The organism is Prevotella koreensis (assembly GCF_003977605.1).
GTDB lineage: Bacteria > Bacteroidota > Bacteroidia > Bacteroidales > Bacteroidaceae > Prevotella > Prevotella koreensis.
Genome location: NZ_RYYU01000001.1, coordinates 360,320 through 373,774, shown reverse-complemented (window position 1 = coordinate 373,774; position 13,455 = coordinate 360,320). Strand labels below are relative to the sequence as shown.

The 13,455-nt window shown below is 45.5% G+C and carries 12 protein-coding genes and 1 pseudogene; 7 read left to right on the top strand and 6 right to left on the bottom strand.

Features of this window, described 5'->3' with window-relative positions; translation table 11 throughout:
- Positions 1-17 precede the first annotated feature (17 nt).
- The 5 genes and pseudogenes from EHV08_RS01555 to fabD form a co-directional block, all read right to left on the bottom strand.
- Positions 18-437, bottom strand: coding sequence for a hypothetical protein (locus EHV08_RS01555; RefSeq protein ID WP_126677678.1), 420 nt, complete (start codon positions 435-437; stop codon positions 18-20).
- Between the two features lie 273 nt (positions 438-710).
- Positions 711-1,397 carry a hypothetical protein gene (locus EHV08_RS01550; protein ID WP_394366050.1) on the bottom strand — a complete coding sequence of 229 codons (687 nt, stop codon included), beginning with the start codon at positions 1,395-1,397 and terminating at the stop codon, positions 711-713.
- Positions 1,398-1,481: 84 nt separating this feature from the next.
- A pseudogene (locus EHV08_RS11880) lies at positions 1,482-1,595 on the bottom strand (RepB family plasmid replication initiator protein); the annotation flags it as partial.
- Positions 1,596-1,598: 3 nt separating this feature from the next.
- Positions 1,599-3,296: an alpha-amylase family glycosyl hydrolase gene (locus EHV08_RS01545; RefSeq protein ID WP_317125801.1), complete on the bottom strand. Its 1,698-nt coding sequence runs from the start codon at positions 3,294-3,296 to the stop codon at positions 1,599-1,601.
- 177 nt (positions 3,297-3,473) lie between these two features.
- The gene (gene fabD / locus EHV08_RS01540) at positions 3,474-4,367 is read right to left on the bottom strand and encodes an ACP S-malonyltransferase (protein WP_126677676.1); all 894 of its coding nucleotides are present in this window, start codon (positions 4,365-4,367) and stop codon (positions 3,474-3,476) included.
- Positions 4,368-4,558: 191 nt separating this feature from the next.
- Here fabD and EHV08_RS01535 point away from each other — a divergent pair, with 191 nt between their 5' ends.
- From EHV08_RS01535 to trmD, 6 genes are all read left to right on the top strand, one after another.
- The gene (locus EHV08_RS01535) at positions 4,559-5,020 is read left to right on the top strand and encodes a hypothetical protein (RefSeq protein ID WP_126677675.1); all 462 of its coding nucleotides are present in this window, start codon (positions 4,559-4,561) and stop codon (positions 5,018-5,020) included.
- A gap of 176 nt (positions 5,021-5,196) precedes the next feature.
- On the top strand, positions 5,197-5,658 hold the full coding sequence (locus tag EHV08_RS01530; protein ID WP_126677674.1) for a hypothetical protein: 462 nt from the start codon (positions 5,197-5,199) through the stop codon (positions 5,656-5,658).
- A 17-nt stretch (positions 5,659-5,675) separates the two neighbouring features.
- Positions 5,676-7,727 carry an NAD-dependent DNA ligase LigA gene (gene ligA / locus EHV08_RS01525; RefSeq protein WP_126677673.1) on the top strand — a complete coding sequence of 684 codons (2,052 nt, stop codon included), beginning with the start codon at positions 5,676-5,678 and terminating at the stop codon, positions 7,725-7,727.
- A gap of 284 nt (positions 7,728-8,011) precedes the next feature.
- Entirely contained in the window at positions 8,012-8,866 is an 855-nt protein-coding gene (locus tag EHV08_RS01520) for a phosphate acyltransferase (RefSeq protein WP_126677672.1), read from the top strand.
- Between the two features lie 47 nt (positions 8,867-8,913).
- A complete protein-coding gene (gene buk / locus EHV08_RS01515; RefSeq protein ID WP_126677671.1) occupies positions 8,914-9,975 on the top strand; it encodes a butyrate kinase in 1,062 nt (353 codons plus the stop codon).
- Positions 9,976-10,188: 213 nt separating this feature from the next.
- Positions 10,189-10,863 (top strand): tRNA (guanosine(37)-N1)-methyltransferase TrmD, encoded by a 675-nt coding sequence (gene trmD / locus EHV08_RS01510; protein ID WP_126677670.1) that lies wholly within the window; start codon positions 10,189-10,191, stop codon positions 10,861-10,863.
- 100 nt (positions 10,864-10,963) lie between these two features.
- Here the strand turns inward: trmD and EHV08_RS01505 are convergent, their stop codons facing one another.
- Positions 10,964-11,809: a patatin-like phospholipase family protein gene (locus EHV08_RS01505; protein WP_126677669.1), complete on the bottom strand. Its 846-nt coding sequence runs from the start codon at positions 11,807-11,809 to the stop codon at positions 10,964-10,966.
- 177 nt (positions 11,810-11,986) lie between these two features.
- Here EHV08_RS01505 and EHV08_RS01500 point away from each other — a divergent pair, with 177 nt between their 5' ends.
- Positions 11,987-13,402: an aminopeptidase P family protein gene (locus tag EHV08_RS01500; protein WP_126677668.1), complete on the top strand. Its 1,416-nt coding sequence runs from the start codon at positions 11,987-11,989 to the stop codon at positions 13,400-13,402.
- The last annotated feature ends 53 nt before the right edge of the window (positions 13,403-13,455 follow it).

Genomic DNA, 13,455 nt, shown 5'->3' with positions numbered 1-13,455 from the left:
CAATATCTCTAACAATATTAATTGTTAACAAACTTGATGCGTTTGTTACAGTCATCAATCTTTGCCTGAAACTTAGCAATCTTCTTTTCCATCTTTCTTAAAGTCTTTTGACTCTTAGCCAACTTCTTGTTGATAGACTTAGCTTCCTTCAGACGCTTGATAGTGGTCTTTGCATCCTTAACAGTGTTTGATGCGTTGGTTGTGTTGAATTCTGTTGTAGCTACATTTGCTTCAACATTGATGTCAGCTGCTTTCTTGTTGAGTTCGACATTGTTTGCCTTCTCTTTTTCGTAATCTAACTGCAGTTTGTTTAACTCTGTAGTCATCTTGAGCACCTTCCGATGTTCTTTCAGAGTGTCAATCTTTTCACTATTTAAAGAAGAGGCACAAGATACAAAAGACAACGTTATTAATCCTAAAAAAAATAATTTCTTCATACTTATATTCTATTTAAATTAATTGTGCAAATGTATATAAAATATTGTTTATATGCAAAAGATAATATGTAAAACCTTTCCTTTTATGTAGAAATATTGTTTTTTAACAACTATCTTTTGCGTTATTATCCATCTATAAGTCAGTTCTCTTGTTATCTGAAAGCCTAATATTTACTTAGATAGAATCAGCTTCAACAAAAGGTATCATTCCACCGGTACTAAGGCAAAGGAGTCCCTGTCTCACGACAGAGGCTCCTTTTAGGGTTTAAAAAATCAGTTATCATTAAAACTTAATTGCTTATGTTCTTGTGGTTCTATGTGCCAACCATACTCTTGTAAGTTCTTTGCAAAAACAAAATCAATGAGGCTTTTTTGCTTATATTTCTTTGTTCCTTGCACAAACTTAGGTTGTTTTTGCTTTTCATAAAGAACCTGGATTACCTGAGAGTAACTTTCCTTACATCGTAGCTGTTCTTTATCTATTTTTTCCATGTAATAATCTACTTCATCTTTATCTAAATAGCTGTTAAGTAGTTGTAATATGGTATCTCTTTGAAAAGTTTCATCAAGTTGAAGCCAGTTGGTTTGCTTGATTTGTTTTCTTTTAGCAGGACGTTTAGTTTTATTTTCTTCATAGGGAAAAAGATACTCCCCTTCTTTGCATGGACGGTCTAATTCTGAGTCTTTAGATTTAGGGTGTTCACGTGTGTAGATGTAAAAGCGTAAAGACTTTGGAGAGCCATTACGCCCACGTCCATAGCGTTCTGCAACCTCATAATCAAACCATACATCTGAACGTTTTTCTCTATATAACTTATAAAGTTCCTGTTGTGCAGGAATAATAACCTTCTCGACCATCGTTTTAAATCGAGTATATTTCTCTTTCTCCAGCAACTCACCAGTTTTTGGGTCATGCAGCTCGGAAAGTCCAAAAGTAAAACGAAATGCTTCAACAGACATCTTGAAAACTCGTTTTTTATATGTTTCGTTCGGGGTAGATGGGTCTACAAAACGAAAATCACCTGAGTACTGACAACAGAACTCATAGAATTTCTGTGAATACTTTGATTCGAGTAAGATGGCAGTGTGAAGATTTAGAACTGTAAATGATTTAGTTAGGCAGATAACATAATCATATAGCTCTGGTGAAACACGCACTTTTTAGCATGATATTTTCAGCACTACTCCACCAAGCGGGGGAAGGTCTATGCTTATAGCACTGTCCGGTCTTAGAGACAGTTCTAAATCACTGTTCGTGAGCAAATCAACGGCCGTATAAGTTCCTTCTGCAATCTGCAAGAAGTCGAAGGCATGGCGAGGTATAGTTATATCACATTCTATAGGACGGTCATCGAAGTTTGAAACGACCAGCAATGTTTCTCTTTCGTGCTTGCGCAGGAACGCAAACTGACGATCGGCAATGTGCCGGTTGACGTACATAAGGTCGTAGAATTGTCCTTCGCTCACAACTCGTTCGCTGTTCGCGAGTGTCAGAATTTGCTTATACGCAGCCTCAAGCATCTTCTCGTCCTTGTGCAAAAGCCGACGGTTGAAATATCCGCGGTGCAAAGTATCTACACACCAATAGTCGAAAATGGTTGTTCTGCCGTCTCTGCCACTGAATCCTTCCTTGTCCATTCCTCGCTCACCGAACTCCTGACCGGCATAAAGCATGAACGGCGAGGTGTTGAGCAGAGCACAAACAATAAGTCCCGGAATACCTCGGCGGGCATCCACGGCAAAGAAATCGCTTGCGATGCGTTGCTCGTCATGGTTCTCAAGGAAGTAGAGCATATTGTCGAGTATATCATTGGTCTGCTGCCATTGGTTGGTAATATCTGACGTGCTGCGACGGTTACACATCACATCGCGCACACAATCGTACATTCCTACCTTGTCATAAAGCCAGTCAAAACCGGCTGATATATATTTTCGATACTCGTCGGGGTTATACACTTCGCCGATGAACTTAACCTCCGGATATTGGAATTTTACCTTATCCGTTGCCCAAGCCCAGAACGCAGCCGGCACCATTTCTGCCATGTCGCAGCGGAAAGCATCCACTCCTTTCTGTGCCCAGAAGAGCAATATGTCGGTCATTTTATCCCACGTGTCGGGTATCGGACTGAAATGTTCCGACCGTCCGCCGGCATCGCAATAGTCTATTCCGTAGTTAAGTTTCACCGTTTCATACCAGTCATTTCGCGATGGTGTGCTTGAGAAGACATCGTTACCTGTTGCACGAGCCGGCGATTCCTTGTATCGGGAATGTTCAGAACATGTGGAAGCAGACTGTGGCACATCGTCTTTCATCGCGCCACCCTCAACATTAGAGAGGTCGAGTGGCGCGTCAATATAATAAAAGTTGTTGTCGCGGGCGAAGTGCCAATCAGTGCAATCGTCCTCTCCAAGGTCTTTTACCTCCTCCGGTTTGCAGATACTTTGATACTCGCGCGCCACATGATTTGGCACAAAGTCCATAACAACTTTCAGGCCTATTTTATGCGCACGGTCGATTAGGGCAAGCCATTCATCCATACGATGCTCCGTATCAACCGCTATGTCGGGGTCGATGTCATAATAGTCTGTTATGGCGTATGGCGACCCTGCAACACCTTTCACCACGTCGGGGTGCTGGCATGGGATACCATGAGAGGTGTAGTCAGTCTGCGACGCATGACGTATCACGCCTGTAAACCACACGTGCGTTGCACCGAGAGTCTTTATTCTTCTCAGTATTGCATTGTCGAAGTCGTTCATTTTCCCCACCCCATTCTCCGCAATAGTTCCCCACTCCTTGTTCGTTGTGTTCCTATTTCCGAAAAGACGGGTGAATACTTGGTATATTATTGGCTTCATATTTATTTGTTGAACGATGAATGTTGAGTGTTCTTTATTCGCTTCGCTTCAAAAGCATCTCTTATCGAAGCCAAGCGGAGCGATGCGAGTTGAGCGTTGAGCGAAGTCTGTTTTTATATTTCTAATTTCGCTCAACGCTCAACTCGCATCGCTCAACAATATACGCTAAGCAGGCGTTTATTCAATCCCATGCACATTAACTTCGCGGCTGATTTTCACAATCATGCCCTGCAAAGCCTTGCCCGGACCACATTCCGTGAAGTCATTGGCACCATCAGCCACCATGTTTTCCACGCTCTGTGCCCAGCGCACGCTGCTTGTCAACTGTGCTATGAGGTTTTGTTTTATTTCCGCCGGGTCGGTATGTGGCTTACCATCAACATTCTGATATACCGGACATTTCGGAACTTTTATCTCTGTGGCCTCGATTGCTGCCTGCAATTCGTCTTTTGCCGGTTGCATCAGCGGAGAGTGGAACGCACCACCAACCTTCAGTGGCAATGCCCTTTTCGCGCCGGCTGCTTTGATTTGCTCGCACGCTTCGTTCACAGCCTCGATATTACCCGAGATTACCAACTGTCCCGGACAGTTATAGTTTGCCGGTACGACAACGCCCTTGTCACCTTTCTTGCTGATTTCCTCGCATATCTCTTCTATCTTGTCAAACGGCAGTCCGATGATAGCAGCCATAGTAGAAGGTGCAGCCTCACAAGCCTTCTGCATCGCCATAGCACGTGCATATACAAGGCGCAGTCCGTCTTCGAAACTCAATGCTCCCGCAGCAACGAGTGCAGAGAACTCACCAAGCGAATGACCGGCAGTCATCTCCGGCTTGAAATCATCGCCCATACAGAGCGCACTTATAACGCTGTGAAGGAAAACGGCAGGCTGTGTCACCTTTGTTTGCTTCAGTTCATCGTCTGTTCCCTCGAACATGATGTCTGTTATGCGATAGCCAAGAATATCGTTAGCCTTCTCGAAAAGTTCTTTTGCCAACGTATTGTTGTCGTAAAGGTCTTTGCCCATACCTACAAACTGTGCTCCCTGTCCGGGAAAAACAAATGCTTTCATCTTAATTTACTTTACCTTGTTTTAATTTAATTTCAGGCTGCAAAGATAGCAAAAAACAAACGAGAAACCAAATCTTTTCATTCTTTTCGTACTCAAGAACTGAGCACCCGACATCTTTTTTTGTAATCAATTTGCACAATTCGTTTTTTTTTATTTATTTTGCGGGCATAACCAAATCTGTTTTCAAGATTATGAATGTAGGGAAACGTATATGCGAAACGCTGAAAACCATACGCAAGCAGATTGCTGATGCAAATGGTATAGTATATGAGCCAAAGAAATGTAACTTCAAAGGCGAATGCAGGGGAACATGTCCGGCATGCGAACAAGAAGTGAAATACATCGAGAAACAACTTAACGCGCGCCGCATGCTGGGCAAGGCAGTAACGATAATAGGCGTAAGCACCGGTATCGCCGCACTGTCATCGTGCAGTCAAAAGACATCAAATAATTCGGATATGATACAGGGTGATACATGTACACAGGTAGATTATGAAGAATTTGACAAAGCATTGCAGCAATCAAATTGTAACGAAGAAATGATGAAAACAGGAGAGGCGCCAAAGAATTTTGGCTCCATTGAATACGACACTATTGCCCAGCCTAATTCAAGCAAAAAGGAAATTATAAAAAAAAGAGTAAAAGAAAATTAACAAACACTTACCATAACATGTAAGGAAATGAACGGATATTGCAATTCCGAAACCAGATCTTTTCATTCTTTTCGTACTCGAGAACTGAGCACCCGACATCTTTTTTCATAATCAATTTGCACAATTCGTTTTTTTTTATTTATTTTGCGGGCATAACCAAATCTGTTTTCAAGATTATGAATGTAGGGAAACGTATATGCGAAACACTGAAAACCATACGCAAGCAGATTGCTGATGCAAATGGTATAGTATATGAGCCAAAGAAATGTAACTTCAAAGGCGAATGCAGGGGCACATGTCCGGCATGCGAACAAGAAGTGAAATACATTGAGAAACAACTCAACGCGCGTCGCATATTGGGCAAGGCAGTAACGATAATAGGCGTAAGCACCGGTATCGCCACACTGTCATCGTGCAGTCAAAAGATGATACATAATTCGAGCATGATAACGGGTGGCAAATCTATTCCGAAGGATTCTATCGAAAATAACAAAGCATCGCAGCAATCAAATGATAATGAAGTAACAATGTGGTTAGGAGAGGTAATCGTAGATTCTGACTCCACTGCATGCGAAACTCTTGCCCCATCTACTTCAGACGATAACGGATTGGAACAAGGAGGAGTAAAAGAAAACTAACAAACACTTACCACAACATGGAAGAGAAAGAACGGATAATACAACTCCGAAAGGAACTGCATGCCCACAACTATAGATATTACGTACAGAATAGTCCAACGATAAGCGACAGGGAATTTGATTTCCTGATGAAGGAATTGCAGCAATTAGAAGAACGGCATCCTGACATGGACGACCCGAACTCGCCCACCCGTCGCGTGGGAAGCGACCTTAACCAAGAGTTCCGACAAGTGAAGCACCGCTACCCTATGCTCTCTCTTACCAATACCTACAACGAACAGGACGTGCGCGACTGGTTCGAAAGCGTGGAACGTGGACTGGCAGGCGAACCGTTCGAAGTGTGCTGCGAACTGAAATATGACGGTCTGTCAATTTCTCTCATCTACGAAAACGGACAATTCGTGCAGGCTGTGACGCGAGGCGACGGAGTACAGGGTGACGATGTGACGGAAAATGTAAAGACAATACGCACAATACCTCTCGTGATCAATCAAGGAACAAGCCAATCCCCCACCCTCACCGGCACCGCCACGACAGACAAGCAGCCATCGTTTGAAATACGAGGCGAAATTCTCATGCCGTGGAAATCGTTCGAACGACTCAACGCAGAGCGCGAAGCGGCCGAAGAACCGCTCTTCGCCAACCCACGCAACGCTGCAAGCGGAACGCTGAAAAGCCAGAAAAGCGAGGTGGTGGCGCAACGCGGACTCGATGCTTACCTATATTATATGCTTGGCGACGAACTGCCCTCCGATGGTCATTACGAAAACCTTATGACTGCCGCATCATGGGGATTTCAAGTTGTGCCACGAAACGGCAACTGCATCAAGAAAGCCACTTCGGTGGAAGAGATTTTCGATTTTATAAACCATTGGGACAAGGAACGCAAGAACTTGCCTGTGGCAACAGACGGTATAGTACTCAAAGTGAACTCCATGCGCCAGCAACGCGCACTTGGTTTTACGGCAAAAAGTCCGCGATGGGCAATAGCCTATAAGTTTAAGGCTGAGCGGGCATGCACCCGACTTGTAGAAGTGACCTACCAAGTGGGACGCACGGGAGCGGTGACTCCGGTGGCAAACATGGAACCGGTGCAACTTGCCGGGACAACCGTGAAACGCGCAACGCTTAACAACGAGGACTTCATCAACAGTTTCGACCTGCACATTGGTGACTATGTATATGTGGAAAAGGGCGGTGAGATAATACCGAAGATAGTTGGTGTGGATGTTGAAAACCGACCTCTCATGTCGCAACCGGTAATATTTGTCAGGTGCTGTCCGGAATGTGGCACGCCATTAGTGCGCATCGAGGGTGAGGCCGCCCATTACTGTCCTAATGACAGTGGCTGCCCACCGCAGATAAAGGGGCGCATCGAGCACTTCATCTGTCGCCGCGCAATGAACATCGATTCGCTCGGACCGGAAACCGTGGACGACTACTATCGCCAAGGCCTGATACACAACATCGCCGACCTCTACGACATCCGTGTCAGTCAGATAAACGGTGACGGAACTCGCGAGAAATCGGCAAAGAAAATCGTGGCAAGCATAGATGCCTCGCGCAACGTACCTTTCGAGCGCGTTGTTTTCGCACTCGGCATTCGCTTTGTGGGCGAAACTTCCGCCCGTCTTCTTGCCCGACATTTCAAGAACATCGACTCTCTGATGACGGCAAACGCAGACGAACTGCAAGAGGTTGAGGGCATTGGCGAGGTTATTGCAAAAAGTGTCATGGCTTATTTCAGCAACGAAGAGAACCGTAACATCGTGGAACGGCTGCGCGCCTACGGACTTCAAATGTCATTATCTGAAGAGCAGATGTCAGCGACAAGTAACCGACTGGCAGGCAAGTCGATAGTGATAAGCGGCGTTTTCGAACACCACAGCCGAGACGAATATAAGATAATGATTGAGCAGAACGGCGGGAAAAACGTGGGAAGCATATCCTCAAAAACCTCATTCATACTCGCAGGAGACAACATGGGGCCGAGCAAACTTCAGAAAGCGGAAAAACTCGGCATAAAGATTATGTCAGAAGAAGATTTCCTCAGTATGATTTCAGAGTAATAAAAGCACCCAAATAGTTCAAGTCTCATAGTTCATCACTCAACAAAACAGCCCGGATTGCCGACCAAATTCGCCCAAATTGAAAAGCAAATTCGCCCAATTTACTTTCCAATTTGGGCGAATTTACTTTCTTTCATATCATAAAACACACTTAGAAAGACAAAAATATGCCACATATTATATTCTATTTTTCTGTAAATTTCGCACACAAGTACAAAAAATGTGCAAAACTTTTTGGAGGTAAAAAGAAAAATATTATTTTTGCATGCAATATGTAAAATACTATGAATACAATACATAATTTTGAAGAATTAAGAGAAAGACTGCGCCAAGGCGAGCCATGCCGTGTGGCAGCAGTAGAGGCAACAGACGAGCATTCTGGCGAAGCGGTGGAGAAAGCCGTTAAAGAAGGCTGGGCTGTAGTTACAAACTTCGCCACGGGCGACCCTCAAGAGTCGGCAAACGAGGCTGTGGCAATGGTGCTTAGAGGTGAGGCCGATGTCATTATGAAGGGCATAATCAACACCGATGTGCTGCTGCGTGCCGTGCTGAATAAGGAACACGGACTGCTGCCGAAAGGCAACGTGCTGACCCACCTGAGTGCAATATACCTCCCGATGCTGGGAAGAATCGTGCTTATGGGCGATCCGGCAGTGATTCCCAACCCCACTCTCGAACAGCGTGAGGCTATAATCAGATACGCAATAAAGTTGGCAGGAGCATACGGAATAGAAGAACCACGCATCGCACTGATACACTGTACCGAAAAGATTTCTGAAAAATTCCCTATCACTCTCGACTATCAGAAACTCATAGAGATGTGCCAAAGAGGCGAGTTCGGCAAGGCTATCGTTGACGGACCGTCTGACTTGAAATGCGCAATATGCAAGGAGTCGGCAGACATAAAAGGAATAAAAAGTCCGCTCGAAGGACGTAGCGACGTGCTCATAATGCCCGACATACAAGCAGGAAACGTATTCTACAAGACACTGACTGCATTCACAGATGCACAACTTGCAGTGGGACTGATGGGTGCCGCATGCCCAATATCGCTGACATCGCGTAGCGACAGCGCGGACACCAAACTCAACTCGCTCGCAATGGCATGCCTTCAGGCCTCGATGGAAAGAAAAAAATAAACCGACAACGATAAAGGAACAAGATAAAACAATTAACTAAAACCTATATGAAAATACTCGCAGTAAACCCCGGAATGATTTCCACAAAGATAGGAGTGTTCGAAGACGAGAAGATGGTTATGAAAGCATGTATCAACCATCCGTACGACGAACTGTGCAAATACCCTAATATCATGGACGAGTTCGACTACCGCAAGGATGCGCTCATTGCCGAACTGAAAAGTCAGGGACATGATTTGCAATTCGACGTTATCGTCGGACGCGGGGGATTGGTGAAGCCGATAGAGAGCGGTGTGTACGAACTCAACGATAAAGTAATCGCCGACACACAGAACCCACGCCTGCACCACGCCTGCAACCTCGGCTCGCTGATAGCACTCGCAATGGCTAAGGAAATTCCCGGATGTCGTGCATTCACCGTCGATCCGGGTGTCGTTGACGAACTTGATGACATAGCACGCATCACCGGTATTCCCGAAACACCGCACCGCACGATATGGCACGCGCTGAACCAGCGTGAGATAGCCAAGAGATATTGCCGCGAACACGGACTGAAATACGAGGAGCAAGACCTCATAGTGTGCCACCTCGGAAGCGGAATATCATTCGCAATGCATCATCACGGACGTGCTACCGAGTGCTGTGATGCACTGAGCGGCGATGGTCCATTTACCCCATCTCGTGCCGGAGCCATTTCACCGGTGGACATCATACGCCTCTGTTTCTCAGGAAAATACAACGAAGAGGAGATGTTGCGCAAGATTAACGGACACAGCGGACTTACAGCACACCTCGGAACTAACGACGTGCGCGAAGTTGAAAAGCGTATCGCAGAGGGCGATGAGCACGCAAAACTTGTTCTCGACGCAATGATTTACAGCATCTCACGCCACCTGTCGTCACTCGCACCGTCCACCTACGGACATGTTGACGCAGTGATTCTGACCGGAGCAATCGCACACAGCAAATACGTGAGCGAGGGCATCAAGAAACGCATGGAATATCTCGCACCTGTATTCATATATCCCGGCGAAGACGAACTCGCCGCACTTGCCAACAATGCTTACAGAGCAATGATAGGACAAGAGGAGATAAAGGTGTACGAATAAGCAACAAAAGATTGTCAAAACAACAACCGCCCCCCCATAAGTCTTGCCTGACTTTGGTGGGCGGTTTGTAATTCAGTGACGCGCCATTTTCGACAAACTGCCATAAAAAAAGTTATTCACTTGCCCGTTCGGGAATAAATGAGTAACTTTGAAGCCCCATAGAAAATCCTCCGTAGTACGACATCACAAATGGGTATAAACAGACAAGAAGCAATGAGAATAGACATTATAACCGTACTGCCAGAAATGCTTGAAGGCTTCATCAACGAGTCGATACTTGCAAGGGCACAGAAAAAAGGACTGGCAGAGATACACCTGCATAATCTCAGAGACTACACGACAGACAAGTGGAGACGGGTTGACGACTATCCGTATGGCGGATTCGCGGGAATGGTGATGCAGATAGAACCGATTGACAGGTGCATAACGGCACTGAAAGCGGAACGCGACTACGACGAAGTGATATTCACCTCGCCCGACGGAGAGCAATTCAACCAACACACGGCAAACGACTTGTCGCTAAAAGAGAACATTATCATTCTATGCGGACACTACAAAGGGGTTGACCAAAGGGTGAGAGACCATCTCATAACACGTGAAATTAGCGTAGGCGACTTTGTGCTTACCGGTGGCGAACTGCCTGCGGCAATCATTGCAGACTCTGTTGTGCGCGTCGTACCGGGCGTAATAGGCGATGAACAAAGTGCCTTGTCAGACTGTTTCCAAGACGATTTGCTCGCCGCCCCGATATACACACGTCCGGCAGAATATAAAGGGTGGCGGGTTCCCGACATTCTGTTGAGCGGACATGAAGCGAAGATAAAGCAGTGGGAAATGGATCAGGCAATGGAAAGAACACGCCGACTGCGTCCTGATTTGCTGAAATAACCCACCATGAATTACGTGCAGCCAACTCTTCATTGACCGGCGATATCATATTGATTATATATTTAGAAATCCGGTCGAAAAGAATTTCTGATTACACGGCCTATTCCCTATTCGTAAACACGAACTTCTCTCCAAGTTTGAAACCCTCTTCATAAAGGCGTTCCAACTTGTCTATATCGCGCGTCATGCGGTCAACCTCCATCGGGCGTATGGGACGTATGCAAACAATGGAACTCTCTTCTTCCATCTTGTCAATCATGTCGAGTTGGTAATTATATACCGCTATACGATGGCTCAATGCTTCTCGCAAATGCGGGTATTTTTTGTATATGAAATTCGGAATGTTGCGGTCTTTGCCCGTGTTTCGGTATCCCTTGTTCCGTGTAAGCACCACTACATTTTTAGTATATCCTCGTTCTACGGAACGCATCACGGGAATACTGTCAACGATACCACCGTCAAGCATCGGAACATCGTCAACCATTACAATCTTACTTACGTATGGCAATGAACTCGATGCCCGCACAATGTCGAGTGCTCGCTGCTTGTCGTTCTTCTCCGAGAGATAGCATGCCTGCCCTGTGAGGCAGTTTGTCGTAACCATTTCAAACTCGGAACGATTGGCGAAGAACGTATCCCAATCGAATGGCAGCAACTTATTAGGCACGTCTTCATAAAGCAGTTTGCGATCGAAGATACAACCTTGCATCAACAGATGGCGCAGTCCGATATAATCATAACGCCCCATAAAATCGATATTAGATAGCCTCGCCCTTCGTGGTTGTCTGCTTATGTACGACATTCCGTTGCAAGCACCTGCCGAAACGGCCACGACATATCTGAAATATAAGTCGTGCTTCATGAACGCATCAAGCACCCCTGAAGTGAACACACCGCGCATACCACCGCCTTCCAATACCAATCCTGTTTTCCTGTCTATATTCATAACTGACGAAATCAGAGTGCAAAGATAGTAAAAAAAATGCATACAAACCATTTTATGCATAATTAATGATATTAAAACGAGTATGTTATGCATGTTTACATTTATTTAGAAATAATATTTGTTAGTTTCTAAATAATATTTGTATATTTGCAAACATTATTTAAAGCACTACTTATCATGTTCAACAAAGAAGTCTATGTAGAACGCCGCGCACAACTGAAAAGATTGGTAAAGAGTGGCGTGATAGTTTTGTTTGGCAACAATGAGTCGCCGAACAACTATCCATCAAATTCGTATTATCCATTCCGTCAGGACTCTTCGTTCCTGTATTATTTCGGACAAAAGCGCGACGGACTGGTAGGTGTTATCGATTGCGACAACGATAAAGAAATTCTCTTCGGAAACGACATCGACATCGAGGACATAGTGTGGTATGGTTCGGTTGACAGTGTCAGCAATCTTGCCGCACAAGTGGGTGTCAGTGACAGTCGTCCAATGGCTCGTTTGCAGGATATTTGCAACGATGCAAAGAAGGCAAATCGCAAGATACACTTCCTCCCACCTTACCGTTTCGACACTAAGATACAGATAATGGACTTGCTCGGGCTGCACCCATCACAGCAGAAGGAAGCAGCATCAGTGGAACTGATAATGGCTGTGATAAAGATGCGTCAGGTAAAAACCGACATTGAGATTGTAGAAATAGAGAAAGCATGCGCTATTGGTTACAAGATGCACACCACCGCAATGCGTCTCACAAAACCGGGACTTACCGAGAAATACGTCGGCGGACAGGTTGACGGTGTGGCTCACTCTATGGGCGAGCAGGTAAGTTTCGCTACAATCTTCACACAACATGGCGAGATAATGCACGGCACACCGTCTTACGACATACTGGAAAGCGGCCGCCTCGCACTGTGCGACTCGGGTGCGGAAAACTCTGAGAACTACTGCTCTGACAACACTCGTACTTTCCCTGTGAACGGAAAATTCACACAGCGTCAACTCGAAATATACAGCATAGTGGAAGCATGTCACGACTACGCGCTCGAAGTTTCTAAGCCGGGAGTATTTTATTATGACGTACACATGGGCGTTTGCCGAATGATGATAGACCGCCTCAAGGAAATCGGACTCATGAAAGGCGACACCGAAGAGGCACTGCACGCAGGGGCACACGCCATGTTCCTCCCACACGGACTTGGTCACATGATGGGCTTGGACGTACACGACATGGAAGGATTAGGACAACACTACGTAGGTTTCGATGACGAGATACAACCATCTGAACAGTTCGGCACGGCAAGCCTGCGCTGCGGAAAGAGACTGCAAGAGGGCTTCGTAATGACCGACGAACCGGGCATCTACTTCATTCCGGCACTCATTGACGACTGGCGCGCACGCGGTCTGCACCGCGACTTCCTTAACTACGACCTGTTGGAAACATACAAGGATTTCGGAGGAATACGTCTCGAGGACGACATTCTCATAACAGCCTATGGTTGCCGTATGCTCGGCGACAAAATCATTCCATACCACCCGAAAGACGTAGAGGAATATATGGCAAACAACCATATCGACCTTTGGTTTTGAAAAAAAGGAATGAGCGAATAAAAAGAACTATGTTTTTAAAAATAAAGTAAAAC